Source organism: Actinoplanes sp. NPDC021490 (assembly GCF_055562135.1).
Genome location: NZ_JBVHFW010000014.1, coordinates 240,617 through 256,262, shown reverse-complemented (window position 1 = coordinate 256,262; position 15,646 = coordinate 240,617). Strand labels below are relative to the sequence as shown.

Here is a 15,646-nt window from a genome sequence, read left to right as displayed (position 1 = left end):
GATCAGCCGACCTTCCAGCTGGTCCACCGCTTGACCAGGGCGTCGGTGTTGTCGATCCACCACTGCTTGTCCTGCTCGAGCGTGCGGCCGCGGTCGGGCAGGAAGGCGTTGAACTTCTTCTGCTCGTCGGTGTATCCGACCGAGTTGAGGTCGATCTCGGGCCGCGACGGGGCGGTGCCGGTCAGCTTGGCGTACGCGATCGACTGCGCGGGCTCGGTGACGAAGGCCAGCATCTCCTGGGCGAGGTCCTTGTGCGGGGCGCCCTTGGGAATGACCAGCGCGCCGATGTCGGTGGTGTTGAAGTCCCACACCGGCACCAGGTTGGCCCCGCTCTGCGCCGAGACGATCGTGCGGGCGGTCACCGTGAGCACCATGCTGGCCTGCTTGTCGACCATGGCCTGCTGGATCGCGCCGTAGCTGGGCGCGAAGACCAGCGAGTCCTTGATCGTGTCGATCTTCTTGAACGCGCGGTCGAGGTCGAGCGGGTAGACCTGGTCGGGCGCCACGCCGTCGGCCACCAGCGCGGCCTCGAACAGGCCGGCCTTGGGGTAGTCGTAGACGACCCGCTTGCCCGGGAACTTCTTGGTGTCGAAGAAGTCGTTGATCTTCGTGGGCTTGTCGCCGGGGTAGAGGTCGGCGTTGTAGCTGAAGATGTTGGCGTAACGGTAGGTCGGCACGAAGCAGTCGCCCGTCGTGCCCTCGGGGAATTTGCTGCGGTCCAGGGCCGGGTTGTCGAGTTTCTCGAACAGCTCGCCGCAGTAGGCGCCGGCGTAGATCCAGCTCATGTTGGCCAGGTCCCAGATGGTCTTGCCGGACTTCACCATCGTGCGGACCTGGGCCTGCTCGGCCGGGCTGATGTTGGTGAACTTGGTGCCGGTCTTGGTGGTGAACGGGACCTGCAGGGCGTTCTTCTCGTCCTCTTGGAACTGGCCGCCGGTGCTGGCCCAGGTGAGCGCCTTGCCGCCGTCGTCGCCGCCCGAGTCACCGCCCGCGCCGCAGGCCGAGATCAGCAGGGTGGCCGTCGCTATCGTCGCCAGAAATCGGTATGTCTTCATGGTTATCGCCTTCTCCTCTTCGAGAATCCGCGCACGGTGCATCGGGACGGCGAGCCGTCCGGTCGTTCCGCCCCGGGAAGGGGCGCACAAGTCTGGGGTGTCTCAGTCGAGCGGACTGACCATCCGGCGGCTGATCGTCTCGGCCCCGGCCAGCAGGGCGCGGGCGACCTCGGTGTCGGTTCCCTCGGGTACGAACTGGGCGATGTCGACGGCGGCGAGCGTCGCCACGACCTGACCTCCCGGATCCCGGACGGCGGTCGCCACGGCGCTGATGCCGTTCTGAGGGCTGCCGCGGAAGGCGATCCCGGTGCGGCGGACCTCCGCGAGCTCCGCCTCGGTCGCGTTGACCGGCGGGGCCCCCTCGCGGAAGCGGTAGTAGGACTCGTCGCGGAAGGCCCAGAACACCATGGTCTGGGCCGCGTCCGGGCCGAGCTGACTGCCGACCGCTATCGAGACGTGGGCCGTACGGCTGCTGTCCTCGCGCACCTGCGCCACCACGGGGCAGATGCCGTTCCAGACGCTGAGCACGACGGTCAGCCGCACCCGGTCGCTGAGGTCGTCCATGACCGGGCCGGCCAGATCGAGCACCCCCAGCCGGGACAGCGCCATCGTGCCCAGCTCGGCCAGCAGCACCCCGAACTCGTACTGGTTGCGGTCGCGGCGCTGCAGGAGCCCGTGGTTCTCCATCGAGGCCAGATAGCGGTGGGCGGTGGACTTGCCGACGCCCAGCTCCTCGGCGGCCGACACCAGATCGATGGTGTCGTGGGTCGCGAGCAGCCGGAGCAGCTGGGCCACCCGGGCCACCACCTGGAGGTCGCCGCTGGCGATCTCGAGCCCGTCGGCGCGCGGCCCTCGAGAGGTGCTCGTCATGCGTCCTCCTTGCCGTCATCCCGCATTGCGGGGTGGCCGTCCGGAAATCCGGTACCAGGAATCTAGGTGATCCATCCCGCGGCATGTCAAGGTCCACGGGTGATTTCCTGTCGACTACCCCGAAGTTAAATTCCGGCGATGACAGGATTGTACGATTGACATACAATCGCAGGCCGAGCGAACGACTGTTATCGGAGGTGGGACATGCGCGGACTGTCGGGCAAGGTCGCGGTGGTGACCGGCGCGGCCGGCGGAATCGGTGCGGCCACGGCCCGCCGGCTGGCCGCGGAGGGCGCCCACGTCGTCGCGGTCGACCTCGACGAGCAGCGCGTGCGCAAGCTCGCGGAGTCGCTGCCGGTGGAGTCCCTGGGGGTGGCGGCCGACGTCTCCGCCGAGGCCGGGGTGGACGGCTACCTGAGCGCCGCCGCCGAGCATTTCGGCCGCGTCGACCTGCACCACCTCAACGCGGGCGTTCCCGGCTCGTTCGCCACCCTGCCCGAGTTGACCGTGGCCGAGTTCGACCAGGTCATGGCGGTCAACGTCCGCGGCGTCTTCCTCGGCGTCCGCGCGGCCTTCCGCCGGTACGCGGCCCAGGGCACGGCGGGCAACATCGTGATCACCGGCTCGATCGGCAGCCTGCGCGGCAGCGCCGATCTGCTGGCCTATCAGACGTCCAAGCACGCGGTGCTGGGCATTCTCAAGGGCGCGGCCATGTACGGCGGGCCTCTGGGCGTACGGGTCAACGCGGTGGCCCCGGGCATCGTGCCGACCGACCTGTTCGCGGCCACCCCCGATGTGGCCGGCGGCAAGGACGACATGTCCCGCCGGGCGAGCAGCACCCCGCTGCGCCGGGCGGGCACGGGCGACGACGTCGCTTCGGTGGTGGCCTTCCTGCTCAGCGACGACGCCGCCTACATGACCGGCGAAGTGGTCTCGGTCGACGGCGGCGCCAGCATCGTGAGCACCGTCCGGCCCTCGGGCGGGGCGGGCGCGTGGGACTTCGCCGCCTACGACCGGTCGCTCTACGGCCGGTAGGGGACCCCGGCCGGTTCGTTCTCCTGCCGCCACTCCGTGATGGCCTTCTCGGCCAGCCGGAACGCCTCCAGCGCGGCCGGGGCGCCGCAGTAGGCCGCGGTCTGCAGCAGAACCTCCTGGACGTCGGCTTCGGTGCAGCCGTTGTTCAGCGCGCCCCGGACGTGCACCGAGAACTCGTGCGGCCGGTTGAGCGCGGTCAGCATGGCCAGGTTGAGCAGGCTGCGGGTGCGCCGGTCGAGCCCGGGCCGCGACCAGACGTCACCCCAGCAGCTCGCGGTGACGTATTCCTGCACGACCCGGGTGAACTCGGTCGCCTTGAGCATCGACCGGTCGACGTGCGCGTCGCCGAGCACCTCGCGCCGGACCCGGTTGCCGCGTTCGAGCCTGCTTTCGTCCATGAACCGCTCCTGTCTCGTGCCTTCGAGGACAGAGACAGCGTACGACGGTCATACAATCTTGAGAAGGATCATTCTTGCTCAGTGAGTGCTTGCAGGCCGGCCAGCCCGGCCTGTTCGACGTGACGCGCGCAGGCCGCGGCGGCCGCGTCGGCGTCGTTGGCGTCGACTGTGCGCACGATCGTCCGGAGTTCCTCGACGCTGTGGTCGAGCCGCCCGGGCACGGTCATCGACAGCGAGCGCAGCACGCTCACCCGGGCGTGCAGCCCGGCCGCGACCTGCTTGAGGGCCTCGTTGCCGCTGCCCGAGAAGAGCACGTCGTAGAAGGCGTCCTTGGCTTCCAGGATCGGCTGCCCGCGATCCTTGAGCCGCTCGATCCGTTCGAGGGCGCGGGCCAGGGCCTTGCGGTGCGACGGGCCGGCGTTCTCGACGAACAGGCGCCCGGCCAGCGCCTCGAGGGCCGAGCGGACCTGATAGAGCTGCCGGGCCTCCTCGGCGCTGACGCTCGTGACCACCGTGCCCTTGTTCGGGATGGCGGTGACCAGGCCCTCGGCCGCGAGCTCGCGCAGCGCCTCGCGGATGCTGGTGCGCGAGACACCGGTCTGCTCGACCAGTTCCCGTTCGATCAGCCGTTGACCCGGAGCCAGCCGGCGGTCGATGATCGCCTGCCGGAGGTTGTCCGTGACCTGCGAGCGGATGAGGGCCGGGGCCCGCTCGACGCGCAACCCGTTGGTCTGTGTCACCGGTCCTCCTTGTGTGTTTGTCAGACATCGTACCCAGGCCTGGGCGTTGACCTCGTCGTCGTTTCAGATCGTATGACGATGCTACAATCCTGGAACACAAAAACCCTCGTGAGGAGCGTTATGGCTCGAATGGGTTTCGCTCGTCGTCTGGCCTCGGCCGACCGGTGCCTGATCGGCACCTGGCTCAAGATCCCGGCCCTCGAGCCGGTGGAGATCCTGGCCGACGCCGGCTTCGACTACATCGTCATCGACATGGAACACGCCCCGCTCACCCTCGAGTTCGCCTATCAGGCGACCGTGGTGGCCCAGGGCGCCGGCCTGTCCGTCCTGGTCCGGGTGCCCGACCGCAGCGGCAGTCACCTGCAGCGGCTGCTCGACAGCGGGGTCGACGGCATCCTCGTGCCGCGGGTGACCACCGTGGCCGAGGCCACCTCGTCGGTCCGGCAGATGCTGTTCTCGCCCGGAGGTGACCGCGGCCTGGGCAGCACCTCGCGGGCCGGGCGCTGGGGCGGGCTGTCCCGCGAGGAATACCTGCGCTTCGGCGACGAAGAGGTGCTGCGGGCGGTGCAGCTCGAGGAACGGGGCGCCGTCGAACGGGCCGAGGAGATCCTCGACGTGCCCGGGCTCAACGGGGTGTTTCTCGGCCTGGGCGACCTCGGGCTGTCCTCCGGGCTGCCCGCGTCGGACCCGGAGATCCAGAAGCTGATCGACTTCCTGCTCTCGGTGGCGCGGGCCCGCACCGTCCCGGCCGGCACCGCCGTGCAGACCCCCGAGCAGGCCCGCGCGGCCGCCGACCGCGGCTTCTCGTACGTGATGGTCAGCAACGACACCAGCCTTCTCCGGTCGGCCGCGACCTCCGCCGTCGCCGGATTCCCCGGCAAATAAGGAGAACCCCCATGGCGTTCGATTCCACCGACCTGCGCTCCACCCTGCCGTCGGCCGCCGCGGCGGCGCCCACCCCCGAGCGGTTCTCCGGCGCCGAGCACGTCCAGTTCCGTGATCTGCCCCCGGCCGAGAAGGCCGACGGCGTCTCGACCTGGTACGCCCGCGGGCAGAACTTCGTCGTCGGCTACTCCGAGCTCGACGGCACGACCACCTTCAGCCGGACCGGCCAGCCCGACGAGTACGTCGTCCTGCTGGCCGATCCCACGCTCAGCGCCACCGTCGGGGACGTCTCGGCCGAGGGCCAGACGATGATCGTGGTCCCGCCCGGCGACAGCACCGTGACCGTCACCGGTCAGGGCCGGGTGATCCGCCTGCTGACCACGCAGTCGCCCGACATCGCCGCCCTGGCCGCCAACGCCGGCTCGTACGACGAACGGCACGAGAACATCGCCCCGTACGAGCCCTGGCCCGAGCCCGTCGGCGGCTACCGCGTCCGCACCTACGACCTGACCGTCGCGCCCCTGAAGAACCCGCCGTTCCGGCTCTACCGCTGCACCACCTTCATGGTCAACTTCATCGATCCGAAGCAGGGGCCGCGGGACCCGTCGAAGATGTCGCCGCACAAGCACGACGACTTCGAGCAATGTTCGATCGTCCTGGCCGGGGAGTACGTGCACCACATCCGCTGGCCGTGGACCACCAACAAGGCCCACTGGCGCGATGATGAGCACCAGCGCGTGGTCGCGCCCTCGGTCACCGTGATCCCGCCGCCGTCGCTGCACACCAGCGAGGCGATCGGCGCCGGCACCAACCACCTGATCGACGTGTTCTGCACCCCCCGCTCCGACTTCTCGGCCATGGACGGCTGGGTGTTCAACGCCGACGACTACCCCGCGCCGGCCCCGCGATGAAGCGCCTGCGGGTGGCCATCATCGGCTCCGGAATGGGCGGGATAGCGGCCGCCGTCAAGCTTCGCCGCACGCCGGCCGACTTCGTCATCTTCGAACAGTCGGCCGGCGTCGGCGGCACCTGGTTCGACAACCGCTATCCGGGCTGCGAGGTCGACGTGCACTCGCACGCGTACTCGTTCTCGTTCCTCGAATACGACTGGAAACGTACCCACGCGACCCAGCCCGAGCTGCTGGCGTACGCCGAACACGTGGTCGACCGCTTCGGGCTGCGGCCGCACCTGCGGCTCAACACCCGCGTCACCGGCCTGGTGTGGGAGGAGTCGACCTCGACGTACACGCTGTCGACCTCGACCGGCGACACCGAGGAGTTCGACGTCGTCATCTCGGCGCTCGGCCTGCTCAGCGTGCCGCGCTACCCCGAATGGCCGGGCCTGGAGACGTTCGCCGGGCCGTGCTTCCACACCTCGCGCTGGGAGGAGCACGACCTGACCGGCAAGAACGTGGCCGTGGTGGGCACCGGGTCGACCGCCGTGCAGATCGTGCCGGCGATCGCCGCGGCCGCCGCCAAGGTGCACGTCTTCCAGCGTGAGCCCGGCTGGATCGAGCCCAAGAACGAGCGCGAGTACACCGCCCGCGAGCGGTGGATGTTCCGCAACGTCCCGCTCGCCCGCCGCCTGCACCGGGCCTGGATCTTCCACAAAGGCAACCAGCGGTTCAAGGGCTACGACGTACGTTCCCGTCGCCAGCAGCGCATGCGCGAGGTGTGCGAGCGGTTCATCGCGGGCAGCATCACCGACCCGGCCACCCGCGCCGCCGTCACACCCGGCTACCCCTGGGGCTGCAAGCGGCCGGTGCTCTCGTCGACCTTCTATCCCGCCCTCAACCGTCCCGATGTCGAGCTGGTGCCGCACTCAGTGACCAGCGTTTCCCCGTACGGGGTGACCGACTCGACCGGCACCACACGCGACATCGACGTGCTCATCCTCAGCACCGGTTTCCAACCCACGAAGTTCCTGGCCGGCCTGGACGTCAAGGGCCGGGACGGGCGCGGCCTCCACGACGTGTGGCGCGAGCGGGCCAGCGCGTTCCTCGGCATCACGGTGCCCGGCTTCCCGAACTTCTTCATGCTCTACGGCCCCAACACCAACGGCGGGGTCTCGGTCATCGCCCAGCTCGAGCGGCAGGCCGAGGTCGTCGTGCGCGCCGTCCGCCGGATGCAACGCACCCGCCGCGCGGTGGACACCTCACCCGAGGCGGCCCGCCGTTTCGTCGCGTGGGTCGACCGCCGGCTGGCCACCAGCGCCTCGGCCATGAACGCGGGCTGTCACAACTACTACCACGACCCGTCCGGGCACAACGTGACCCAGTGGCCGGCCGGGCACCTCGCCTACGCGCTCGCCACCCGGCTCCTCGACCGCCTGGGCCTGCGTCCGCGCTGAGCCACCGCCGCCTCGGTTCCGGCGGTGGCGCGCACCGCCTCAGGAAATCTCGGCCACGTGCAAGCCGTCAGGGCCGGTGACGGACGGGAAGCGGTCCCACAGGGCGGCCTCGTGGAACGGCAGGATCCGGCGGGTCTCGCCGCCGACGGCGGCCAGCATGTCGTCGGCGAAGCCGAGCCACGTCGCCGCGCTGCCGGTGGTCATGGCGATCGGCGCGAGGACGCCGTCGCCGTGCAGGCCCTCGAGGTTCTCATAGCTGTAGACGTTGTCGCCGGCGAAGATCCACGGGCCGTTCGTGTCGTTGGTGACCGCGACGACCTGGGAGCCCGCGGTGTGGGTGTCGTGGGCCGGGCGCAACTCGATGCCGGGCGCGACCGTGGCGTGACCGTCGACCAGCGTGGCGCGGCGGGCTTCGAGCAGTTGCGGCAGGCCGGCCTGGCACGAGCGGGTCAGAAACTCGAAACGGCCGGGGCGGGCGGCGTTGGCCACGTACGACTCGATCTCGCGGCGCTGGATCCAGACGTGCGCCTCGGGGAAGGCGTCGACGCACCCCGCGTGATCGAAGTGGTTGTGGGTCAGCAGCACGGTGTCGACCTGCTCGGGCCGCACACCGACGCGGGCGAGCACGTCGACCGGTGCGGCCCAGCGCGTTTCGCCGTACTTGGCGGTGAGCCGCGCATGGACGGCCGGATCGTCGAACCCGGTGTCGACCAGGATGCACCGATCGCCCGAGCGCAGCAGCCCGAAGCAGTACGGCATCCGGCGGTGACCCTCGTGGGGCTGAGCCGCGAACAGGTTGCTGGCCGGGAAACGGTCGACGTAGCCGTACTCGAGGACCGTGATCGACCAGTTCACGCCGGTGGCCGCACGTCGAACACCGCGAGCTGCCACGCGACCATCGTGTAGTAGCCGACGATCGTCACCAGCTCGAGCAGCCCCGGTTCGCCGAGCAGGCCGGCCGCCGTGCGGAACTCGTCCTCGTCGAGCGTGCCGTGGTCGAGCACGCGCACGGTGGTCCGGAAGACGCACGCCTCGATCTCCGACAGCCCGGCCGGTTCCCGTCGCTCGGCCAGCCCGGCCAGGTCGTCCGCGGTGAGCCCGGCCGCGGCGCCCGCGCGCTCATGGGCGTACAGCTCGAAGGGGCTCTTGTGATGATGGCCGACCAGCAGGATGGCGATCTCGCGAGCGCGCAGGGGCAGTTGCGAGCCGAACCGGACGGCACTGCCGATGTGTTGCAGGGCCTTGCCGAACGTCGGGCTGATGACCCAGACGGCGGGCGGTCCCTGGAGCCGCCCGTCCGGGCCGACCAGCGAGAACGGGCTGGCCGGGGCGACCCGGGGGCCGGTGGTGTAGATGTCGTACAGCGCCTTCTGCTCGGCGGTCATGGTCGCGGGGTCGACGTCGTCGATTCTCAAGCGGGCTCTCCCAGAAAGGCGCGGGGGTTGGCGGACACCATGGTGGCGATCGGGCCGGCGGGCCAGCCAAGATAGGCCAGCTGCTCGACGAAGACGCGCAGGCATTCCGGTTCGGGCGGCACCCACCGCGAGAACACGTCGGTCGTCAGGATCGAGCGTTCCGGCCCGACCGCCTGGATCGCCTCGTGCACGTCGCGGACGGTCAGGTGCCCGTCCGGGTGCAGCAGCGGCGCGTTGCTGAACTCGAGCCAGGCGCCCAGACCGGCGAGCTCGCGCAGCACGGCCGGATCCGACGTGTAGTGCAGCGGATGGGTGATCAGCAGTCGCTGCCCGATGCCCGCGCAGTACTCGGCGACGGCCCGGCTCTCCTCGATCGACGCGTGACCCGTGGCCAGGGCCAGTCCGCGTTCCCGGCAGGCGTCGATCACTTCCCGCGTACGCCCGGAGAGCGCGCCGCCCGGCTCGCACAACGCGACGGCGGTGCGGGCCGCGTACGCGTCGAACGAGGGCGCCATGCGTCCCAGCAGCGTCGAGACGTAACCGCCGCGGGCCGCGTCGGCCACCGTGCCCCAGGTCGGCAGGAACACCACCCGCGCGCCGTGCGCCGCCGCCAGCTCGACGACCGCAGCCTCCAGCCCGCCGGCCGGCGGATTGAGCGTGATGCTGCCGTGGACCGCGAACCCGTCGTCCAGGGCCTCCTGAACCGCCCGGGCCCGGTCGGTTGTCGCCCATAGATGCGACTTGAGAACCCACCCCGCCATCCCGTACGACTGGGCCAGCCGCGCCACCTCCACGTCGGCGCCCCGGTTGGCCAGGGCGGGGGAGAGGTCGGGCTGCCCGTGCACATGCACGTCGACGGCCCCGCGAAGCAGAGCCCCGAACCCGTCGGGCAGCGCGTCGATCACGCTTGAATTGTATGACTGTATGACACTATCCTCAAGCACCATGCTGGACGGGAAAGTCGTTCTGGTCGTCGGGGCGAGCGCCGGGATCGGCGCCGACGCGGCCCGGGTCTTCGCCGCCGACGGCGCCCGCCTGATGCTGGTCGCCCGCACCGCGGCGCCCCTGGCCGCACTCACCGAAGACCTGCGTGCGCGAGGACACGAGGTCGCGTACGAGACCGGTGATGTCTCGAAGGCCGGGGACGTGGCCCGGTTCGTGGACGCGACGGTCGCTCGTTTCGGCCGGCTCGACGGGGCCTTCAACAACGCCGCGACGACGCAGGGCGGCCGCCTCGACGAGGTCACCGAGGAGGACTTCGACCGGATCATGGCGGTCAACGTCAAGGGCATGTGGCTGTGCCTGCGCGAAGAGGTGCGCGCGATGCGGGCGTACGGGAAAGGGTCGATCGTCGGCGCCAGCAGCATCGGCGGTCTGCGCGGCAGCTCCGGCATGGGTGCCTACCAGGCCACCAAGCACGCGGTGATCGGGCTGACCCGCACCGCCGCGCACGACTTCGGCCCGTCCGGCATCCGGGTCAACGCGGTCGCGCCCGGACCCACCGAGTCGCCCATGCTCGATCGCACCCGGCTGGCCGTTCCGGGCGGCGTGGAGGCGCGGATCGCGGCCACTCCGCTGCGCAAGGCGGGCACCGGCGCCGACGTCGCAGCCGCCGTGTCGTTCCTGCTCAGCGACCGCGCGAGCCACCTCTCCGGGGTCGTGCTGCCGGTCGACGGCGGCTTCCTGGCCTGAGCCCTACCGCTTCGGCGTCCAGATCCACGCGTCGCCCAGCAGCGTCTCGTCCCGGGCGCCCCCGAACACCATCATCCGGATGCCCGCGGCCACGACCGTGCGGCCGGTGGCTTCGTCGTCCGGGAGCGCGTGCACCCGCTCCCAACGGCCGGTCCCGGCGTCCAGGACGGCGTCGGGCAGTTGCGGATAGAGCGCGGCCGAGCCGGTGCGGGCCGCCCCGCCGAGCGCGTCGCCGGGTGGCGGGTCGGGCAGCGGCGTCCACGCTCCGGTGGCCGGGTCGAGGATTCCGCCGTACGGGTAGGTGCGGCCCCAGTTGCCGATCTTCCCACCGTCTGCGCCGCCCAGAGCAGGGTTGACCATCATGCCGCCGGTCGCCAGCCACGGGCCGGTGCTCAGCATCGGGGAGTCGGGCAGCCGCCGCCACGTTCCGGAGTCCAGGTTCAGCGCCGCCGCCCGGGTCAGGGTCGGGCCTTCCGCGCCGGGGTTGGGGATCAGCTCGTGGTCGAAGAGCATCAGCTCACGCCCGCTCCACGCCATGCTGCGGTCGAACGCGGCGCCCAGCGGGTCGGCCGGCAACGTCGTCCATTTCCCCGTACGCGTGTCGAGCGCGAAGTCCCGGCCGGGTCCGAACTCGTCGGTGCCCCCGTACGCCACCAGACGGGACCCGGCTGCCACGAGCTGGAAGCCCAGCGACGGGTCGAACGGCGTCGCCCGCCGGGTCCAGGTGTCCTTCCCGACGTGATAGACCAGCAGCTCCCGGCGGGTCTCGTACGGCAGCACGTAGGCCGCCGCCCCGATCATGGCGCCCTGCGCTCCAAGAGCCGGCACCGGAAGCGGCGCGATCGAACGCCAGCGGTTCGTCCCCGGATCGAACGCGGCGCCGTCGGTCAGGGGAGTCGGGTCGACGGCGCAGCTCGCGTTGGGCGGGCACGGAGGCGCGTCGCTGCCACCGATCAGCAGCACCTCGCGGCCCGTCCACAACCCCAGAGCCTGCTCCCGGGGACCGAGCGGGCCGGCGGCGACCTCCCGCCAGCCCTCCGGCGCCGTTTCCCGATCCTGCGGCCGCGCGCACCCGCCCAGCAGCAGAACCCCGCACAATGCCCCCGCGACCAGTCTCATGACCGGTTGGACTCCGGTTCAGTCCGTGCAGTTCCATCGCAGCGGCCGGTTCGCGACGCCCTCGGTCTCGTCGGTGTCGGTCGTGTAGCCCGCGGCCACCTTCCCGTCCGCGCTGAAGCTGCTGACCACGTACTCCTTCATGCCCTTGTACCGGGGGAGCGGCACCACTTGGCGGCCGGCCACGATGACCGGTTCGTCGAGGCCGCGCACCCCGAGAACCCAGCCGTTCCCGGCGCCGATCGCGGGCGGGCCCAGTTCGGCGGGCAGCTTCTCGAACGTGCCCGAGGCGATCCGGTAGCGGTACGACGCGAAGGTGCGCGCCGAGCCGTCCCGGCTGTCGGCCACCGCCCGCCCGTACACGACACCGTCGCTGATCGACTCGGGCCAGAAGTAGGTGGCCTTCGGCGGGGTCAGCAGCCGCCCGGTGCCGTCGGGCAGCCAGAGATAGCCGTTCCCCTCGCCGACCTTGCGGTAGACCCGGCCCGCGATCGTGCCGTCCTCGTCGATGCCGATCGCGTCGCCGCCGGTGAACGCCTTCGGAAGCGGCAGCCTCTCCGGGCTGTCCCGATCCGACGGCCACCGGGCCGGAACGCCACCGAAGAACGGCTGACCCAGCGTGCCGGCGATGACGCCCGCGTCGTTGACGGCGGCCGCGACCGCCCGGCCGCCGAGCAGCCTGGTCACGCCCTCCCGGGAGACGTACGCCTCCTCCCGCCCCGCGTCGTCGTAGGCGTTGCCGACGGCGAAGCCGGAGGAGTTGATGTCGTTCCACGCCGCGTCCCCGCCCGGCATCGACGGTCCCGGCACCAGTTCGCCGTCCTTCCACAGGACCGTCTGCACGCGGCCGACCTCGGGATAGACGCGCCCGGCCAGATAGCGCCCGCTCGGGTCGCCCGCGGTCACCAGCGCCTTGCTGATCCCGCGGGACGGCAACAGCGTGACCCGGCAGTTCCTCGGAACCGGCGGGGGCGCGGCGGCCACGGTGGCGGGCGTCGCCACCGGTGCGGGCGCCGGGGCCGGGGCCGGTTCCCGCAAGGCCGCCACCGCCATGGTTCCGCCGCCCGCCGCGACCGCGGTCACGGCGGCCAGGGCCACCCCGCCCGACCATCGGCGGGTCCGGCGCCGGCGGCGGCCCTCGTCCATCGTCCGGGCCACGTCGACGGTCGACGGCGCGGGCGGCTCGTCGGGCATCGTCCGCAGGATCCGCACCGCGCGGTCGTCCTCGCTCATCTGCGTGTTCTCCTCCGTCATCGGTTGTCCTGGGCGGCGGTGACCTCGGGCATCTCGTCGTCGAAGATCCGGCGGAGCCGGTCCAGCGCGTGGGCCGACTGGCTCTTCACCGTTCCCTCGGAGCAGCCCAAGAGCAGGGCCACGTCCTTGACGGGCTGGTCGCACAGATAGCGCAGCACCACGACCGCCCGCTGCCGGGGTGGCAGGCCCATCAGGGCCTGGCGCACCACGGACCGGTCCTCGGTGGCCGGCGCGGCGGCCGGCACCCGTTCGGGCAGCCAGTCGAGCAGCGCGACCTTCCACCACCCGCGGCGGCGGTCGTCCAGGAAGACCCGGACCAGCATCGTGTTGACGTACGCGTCGAGGTTCTCCACGTGGCTGATCCGCGGCCAGCGCGTGTAGAGCTTGGTCAGCGTCTCCTGCACGATGTCGTCCGCGCCGTGCGAGTCACCGCAGAGCAGATAGGCCGCCCGCCGCAGCCCGCCGACCCGGCCGTCCACGAACGCCAGATACTCGCTGTCGGTTCTTCTCGGCATCCGCCGGCCCGCCCCCTGTCACCGTCACTGCGTAACCGACGCGGATCGCAGCCATTCGGTTGGGTCGATCAGGCAAGAATTTCGCGAGCCGTCGTCCGCAGCCGTGAGTGCATTCCCTCGTACGCGGTGGCGGAGCCCAGATAGGTCTTTCCGAGCTTGGCCAGCATCGTGTAGTTCGGGTCGCAGACGTTGCCCACGGGCGCCTCACCGGCCTGGCTGATGAGCTGGTACGCGTCGAGGACGTCGAGCCCGGTCAGCCCGGCCGTCCAGGTCACCAGGTCGTGCTGACTCATCCGGTACGCGTCCTCTAGCGGCCGGGCCGAACCCGCGGACATCAGCGAGTCGTCCGTCTCGAACCGCGGCGTCGGCGTGCCCACGCCCTTGATCAGGTCGAGGACCACCGTGGTGTTCATGGCCGCCTCCACCCCGGTGCCGCACACCTCGCCGTCACCCTGCCGGCAGTGCCCGTCCCCGAGCGCGAACAGGGCGCCCGGCACGTTCACGCCGAAGTACGCGGTCACCCCGGCCCGCAGCTCCGGCGTGTCCAGGTTGCCTCCGTGCACGTCGGGCACGATCGTCATCCGGCTCTCGAACCCGGCCGGCGCCACCCCCGCCGTCCCGTGCATCGGATCGAGCGGCATCTCCACACTGAAGTCGCTGCGCCGCGCGTGATACCGCACGACGCCCCGGCCGGCGTCCACGTCGTAGCGCCACACCACCTCGTCCAGCGGCGCGTGCAGCATCGCCGTCGTGTGCGTGGCCGTGAGCGCCCCGAAGTGCGGGAACGTCGACGACACGGCCCAGTCCCGGGCGGGCCTGATGTCGGCGAAGTGCACGGCCAGGGTGTCCCCGGGTTCGGCGCCCTCGACGTGGATGGGCCCGGTGACCGGGTTGAGATAGGGAAACTCGCAGACCACCGAGGGCAGATCGCCGACATCGCGGACCCGGCCACCGAAGCAGTCCTCGGTGTACAGCTCGACAGCCGTGCCCGGCGCGACCCGCAGCCGCGCCTCCCGCCCGCCGAACGTGTAGGAGAACTCGTCGGCGGCGGGCCGGTAGCTGACAACCTCGATCATGCGCGTTCCCCTCGGCTCCGGCGCGTCGCCGCTTGTTGCCACGGACTCGGTCACGAAGGATGGTGCCATGACGACGGAACATCTGCGGCGATGCGTGGAACTGGCGGCGGAGGCCCTGGCGGCCGGCGACTTCCCGTTCGGCTCGGTGCTGACCGCCCCCGACGGCTCGGTGCTGGCCGAGGACCGCAACCGCGAAAACTCCGCCGGCGACCCGACGGCCCACCCCGAGCTGAGGCTGGCCCAGTGGGCCGTGGCCAACGTCCCCGCCTCGCAGAGGGCCGGCTGCACCGTCTACACCTCGGGCGAGCACTGCCCGATGTGCGCCGCCGCCCACGGCTGGGCCGGCCTGGGCCCGATCGTCTACGCCGCGTCGAGCGCGCAGCTGGCCGGATGGCGTACGGGCTGGGGCCTGTCTCCTTCGCCGGTCGCCGTCCTGCCCATCACCGCGGTCGTGCCCGGCCTGCCCGTGACCGGCCCGGTCCCGCCGTTCGACGACGAGATGCGAACGTTGCACGAACAGGCCGCCAAGCGCTGACCCGGCCGTACGATCTGCTACGACAGGGCCCCTCGGTCGACGAAGCTGTACGAGCCGCGGATGCCGCCGTCGCCGATTTCCTGGATGTACAGGGCCGACCCGTCGTTCTTCACCTGCAGGGCGCCGAACTTCTCGTTGGTGACGTCGTGGGTGGGGCGGCCCTTCTCGTCCTTGCCGCCGTTCGCCGTGATCCGGAAGACCGTCGTCTCGTTCTCCGCGCATTTGACCGTGCCCACGCCGACCGGCTCCTCGCGGGCGTCGGCGAAGACGCACCAGCGGCCGCCCTCCTCGCGCGGGCGCAGCGCCTCGATCAGGTAGAGGTCCTCGCCCTTCGCGGGCACGAGCCGGAACCGGGCGCCGTCGTCGGTGCCGTTCCCGATGGCGATCGGCCCCTCGTAGGTGGCGCTCCAGTCCTTGTCCTCCTCGGCGATGTGGATCAGCGCCTGCCGCTTGCCGGCCAGGATGGCCCCGGTGTTCAGCGGCGCGGAAGCCGTGGAAGCGAGCGGCGCCGGCGCGGCCGAGGTGGCCCCGGCGGTCGCGGCGGCCGAGGTGGTCGCGGCGGCCGAGGTGGCCGTGGTGTCCGCCGTGCCGCCGCTCGAGCCGCAGGCCTGGAGGGTCAGGGCCAGGCCGGTCAGGGTGACACCGGTGGTGAAGACCCGGGACGTACGCAGGGGAAGAGCCATCTTCACCCGGTACCCGTCCACGGGCGA

At 71.3% G+C, this 15,646-nt stretch carries 18 protein-coding genes; 6 read left to right on the top strand and 12 right to left on the bottom strand.

What is annotated here, in order from left to right; all coding sequences use genetic code 11:
* Positions 1-2: 2 nt before the first annotated feature.
* Both ACZ3I4_RS32485 and ACZ3I4_RS32480 read right to left on the bottom strand, forming a co-directional pair.
* Positions 3-1,055 carry an extracellular solute-binding protein gene (locus ACZ3I4_RS32485; RefSeq protein ID WP_465385867.1) on the bottom strand — a complete coding sequence of 351 codons (1,053 nt, stop codon included), beginning with the start codon at positions 1,053-1,055 and terminating at the stop codon, positions 3-5.
* Positions 1,056-1,157: 102 nt separating this feature from the next.
* Positions 1,158-1,925, bottom strand: a complete 768-nt coding sequence (locus ACZ3I4_RS32480) for an IclR family transcriptional regulator (RefSeq protein WP_465385866.1) — start codon at positions 1,923-1,925, stop codon at positions 1,158-1,160.
* A 204-nt stretch (positions 1,926-2,129) separates the two neighbouring features.
* Between ACZ3I4_RS32480 and ACZ3I4_RS32475 the strand changes: the two genes are divergently transcribed.
* Positions 2,130-2,960: an SDR family NAD(P)-dependent oxidoreductase gene (locus ACZ3I4_RS32475; protein WP_465385865.1), complete on the top strand. Its 831-nt coding sequence runs from the start codon at positions 2,130-2,132 to the stop codon at positions 2,958-2,960.
* Here ACZ3I4_RS32475 and ACZ3I4_RS32470 read toward each other — a convergent pair.
* A complete protein-coding gene (locus tag ACZ3I4_RS32470; protein ID WP_465385864.1) occupies positions 2,948-3,358 on the bottom strand; it encodes a carboxymuconolactone decarboxylase family protein in 411 nt (136 codons plus the stop codon). The genes ACZ3I4_RS32475 and ACZ3I4_RS32470 overlap by 13 nt on opposite strands.
* A gap of 68 nt (positions 3,359-3,426) precedes the next feature.
* Complete coding sequence (locus tag ACZ3I4_RS32465) at positions 3,427-4,098, bottom strand: GntR family transcriptional regulator (protein ID WP_465385863.1); 672 nt, start codon at positions 4,096-4,098, stop codon at positions 3,427-3,429.
* A gap of 120 nt (positions 4,099-4,218) precedes the next feature.
* Here ACZ3I4_RS32465 and ACZ3I4_RS32460 point away from each other — a divergent pair, with 120 nt between their 5' ends.
* From ACZ3I4_RS32460 to ACZ3I4_RS32450, 3 genes are read left to right on the top strand one after another with little or no spacing between them, the layout of a single operon-like run.
* Entirely contained in the window at positions 4,219-4,983 is a 765-nt protein-coding gene (locus tag ACZ3I4_RS32460; protein ID WP_465385862.1) for an HpcH/HpaI aldolase family protein, read from the top strand.
* Between the two features lie 11 nt (positions 4,984-4,994).
* Entirely contained in the window at positions 4,995-5,894 is a 900-nt protein-coding gene (locus ACZ3I4_RS32455; protein WP_465385861.1) for a cupin domain-containing protein, read from the top strand.
* A complete protein-coding gene (locus tag ACZ3I4_RS32450; RefSeq protein WP_465385860.1) occupies positions 5,891-7,333 on the top strand; it encodes a flavin-containing monooxygenase in 1,443 nt (480 codons plus the stop codon). Before ACZ3I4_RS32455 ends, ACZ3I4_RS32450 begins: the two co-directional genes overlap by 4 nt.
* Before the next feature lie 39 nt (positions 7,334-7,372).
* Here the strand turns inward: ACZ3I4_RS32450 and ACZ3I4_RS32445 are convergent, their stop codons facing one another.
* Genes ACZ3I4_RS32445 through ACZ3I4_RS32435 form a run of 3 tightly spaced genes read right to left on the bottom strand, consistent with a single transcriptional unit; the run spans position 7,373 to position 9,653 of the window.
* The gene (locus ACZ3I4_RS32445) at positions 7,373-8,224 is read right to left on the bottom strand and encodes an N-acyl homoserine lactonase family protein (RefSeq protein WP_465385859.1); all 852 of its coding nucleotides are present in this window, start codon (positions 8,222-8,224) and stop codon (positions 7,373-7,375) included.
* Positions 8,185-8,748 carry a carboxymuconolactone decarboxylase family protein gene (locus tag ACZ3I4_RS32440; protein WP_465385858.1) on the bottom strand — a complete coding sequence of 188 codons (564 nt, stop codon included), beginning with the start codon at positions 8,746-8,748 and terminating at the stop codon, positions 8,185-8,187. The genes ACZ3I4_RS32445 and ACZ3I4_RS32440 overlap by 40 nt, the downstream gene beginning before the upstream one ends.
* Complete coding sequence (locus ACZ3I4_RS32435) at positions 8,745-9,653, bottom strand: DUF6282 family protein (RefSeq protein WP_465385857.1); 909 nt, start codon at positions 9,651-9,653, stop codon at positions 8,745-8,747. Before ACZ3I4_RS32435 ends, ACZ3I4_RS32440 begins: the two co-directional genes overlap by 4 nt.
* A gap of 40 nt (positions 9,654-9,693) precedes the next feature.
* On the opposite strand from ACZ3I4_RS32435, the gene ACZ3I4_RS32430 reads away from it, so the two are divergent.
* The gene (locus ACZ3I4_RS32430; protein WP_465385856.1) at positions 9,694-10,440 is read left to right on the top strand and encodes an SDR family NAD(P)-dependent oxidoreductase; all 747 of its coding nucleotides are present in this window, start codon (positions 9,694-9,696) and stop codon (positions 10,438-10,440) included.
* A 3-nt stretch (positions 10,441-10,443) separates the two neighbouring features.
* On the opposite strand, the gene ACZ3I4_RS32425 is transcribed toward ACZ3I4_RS32430, so the two are convergent.
* From ACZ3I4_RS32425 to ACZ3I4_RS32410, 4 genes are all read right to left on the bottom strand, one after another.
* Entirely contained in the window at positions 10,444-11,559 is a 1,116-nt protein-coding gene (locus ACZ3I4_RS32425; RefSeq protein ID WP_465385855.1) for a Kelch repeat-containing protein, read from the bottom strand.
* Positions 11,560-11,577: 18 nt separating this feature from the next.
* Positions 11,578-12,810: a hypothetical protein gene (locus ACZ3I4_RS32420; protein WP_465385854.1), complete on the bottom strand. Its 1,233-nt coding sequence runs from the start codon at positions 12,808-12,810 to the stop codon at positions 11,578-11,580.
* Positions 12,807-13,325: a SigE family RNA polymerase sigma factor gene (locus ACZ3I4_RS32415; RefSeq protein WP_465385853.1), complete on the bottom strand. Its 519-nt coding sequence runs from the start codon at positions 13,323-13,325 to the stop codon at positions 12,807-12,809. Before ACZ3I4_RS32415 ends, ACZ3I4_RS32420 begins: the two co-directional genes overlap by 4 nt.
* 68 nt (positions 13,326-13,393) lie before the next feature.
* On the bottom strand, positions 13,394-14,401 hold the full coding sequence (locus ACZ3I4_RS32410; RefSeq protein ID WP_465385852.1) for an acetamidase/formamidase family protein: 1,008 nt from the start codon (positions 14,399-14,401) through the stop codon (positions 13,394-13,396).
* Positions 14,402-14,468: 67 nt separating this feature from the next.
* Between ACZ3I4_RS32410 and ACZ3I4_RS32405 the strand changes: the two genes are divergently transcribed.
* A complete protein-coding gene (locus ACZ3I4_RS32405) occupies positions 14,469-14,936 on the top strand; it encodes a nucleoside deaminase (RefSeq protein WP_465385851.1) in 468 nt (155 codons plus the stop codon).
* Positions 14,937-14,953: 17 nt separating this feature from the next.
* On the opposite strand, the gene ACZ3I4_RS32400 is transcribed toward ACZ3I4_RS32405, so the two are convergent.
* Complete coding sequence (locus ACZ3I4_RS32400) at positions 14,954-15,619, bottom strand: hypothetical protein (protein ID WP_465385850.1); 666 nt, start codon at positions 15,617-15,619, stop codon at positions 14,954-14,956.
* Positions 15,620-15,646 lie beyond the last annotated feature (27 nt).

Coding starts and splice junctions, on each gene's coding strand:
- ACZ3I4_RS32415 (WP_465385853.1), bottom strand. CDS start 13,325: ATGCCGAGAAGAACCGACAGCGAGTATCTGGCGTTCGTGGACGGCCGG.
- ACZ3I4_RS32410 (WP_465385852.1), bottom strand. CDS start 14,401: ATGATCGAGGTTGTCAGCTACCGGCCCGCCGCCGACGAGTTCTCCTAC.
- ACZ3I4_RS32425 (WP_465385855.1), bottom strand. CDS start 11,559: ATGAGACTGGTCGCGGGGGCATTGTGCGGGGTTCTGCTGCTGGGCGGG.
- ACZ3I4_RS32455 (WP_465385861.1), top strand. CDS start 4,995: ATGGCGTTCGATTCCACCGACCTGCGCTCCACCCTGCCGTCGGCCGCC.
- ACZ3I4_RS32430 (WP_465385856.1), top strand. CDS start 9,694: ATGCTGGACGGGAAAGTCGTTCTGGTCGTCGGGGCGAGCGCCGGGATC.
- ACZ3I4_RS32450 (WP_465385860.1), top strand. CDS start 5,891: ATGAAGCGCCTGCGGGTGGCCATCATCGGCTCCGGAATGGGCGGGATA.
- ACZ3I4_RS32475 (WP_465385865.1), top strand. CDS start 2,130: ATGCGCGGACTGTCGGGCAAGGTCGCGGTGGTGACCGGCGCGGCCGGC.
- ACZ3I4_RS32460 (WP_465385862.1), top strand. CDS start 4,219: ATGGCTCGAATGGGTTTCGCTCGTCGTCTGGCCTCGGCCGACCGGTGC.
- ACZ3I4_RS32405 (WP_465385851.1), top strand. CDS start 14,469: ATGACGACGGAACATCTGCGGCGATGCGTGGAACTGGCGGCGGAGGCC.
- ACZ3I4_RS32420 (WP_465385854.1), bottom strand. CDS start 12,810: ATGACGGAGGAGAACACGCAGATGAGCGAGGACGACCGCGCGGTGCGG.
- ACZ3I4_RS32480 (WP_465385866.1), bottom strand. CDS start 1,925: ATGACGAGCACCTCTCGAGGGCCGCGCGCCGACGGGCTCGAGATCGCC.
- ACZ3I4_RS32485 (WP_465385867.1), bottom strand. CDS start 1,055: ATGAAGACATACCGATTTCTGGCGACGATAGCGACGGCCACCCTGCTG.
- ACZ3I4_RS32400 (WP_465385850.1), bottom strand. CDS start 15,619: ATGGCTCTTCCCCTGCGTACGTCCCGGGTCTTCACCACCGGTGTCACC.
- ACZ3I4_RS32470 (WP_465385864.1), bottom strand. CDS start 3,358: ATGGACGAAAGCAGGCTCGAACGCGGCAACCGGGTCCGGCGCGAGGTG.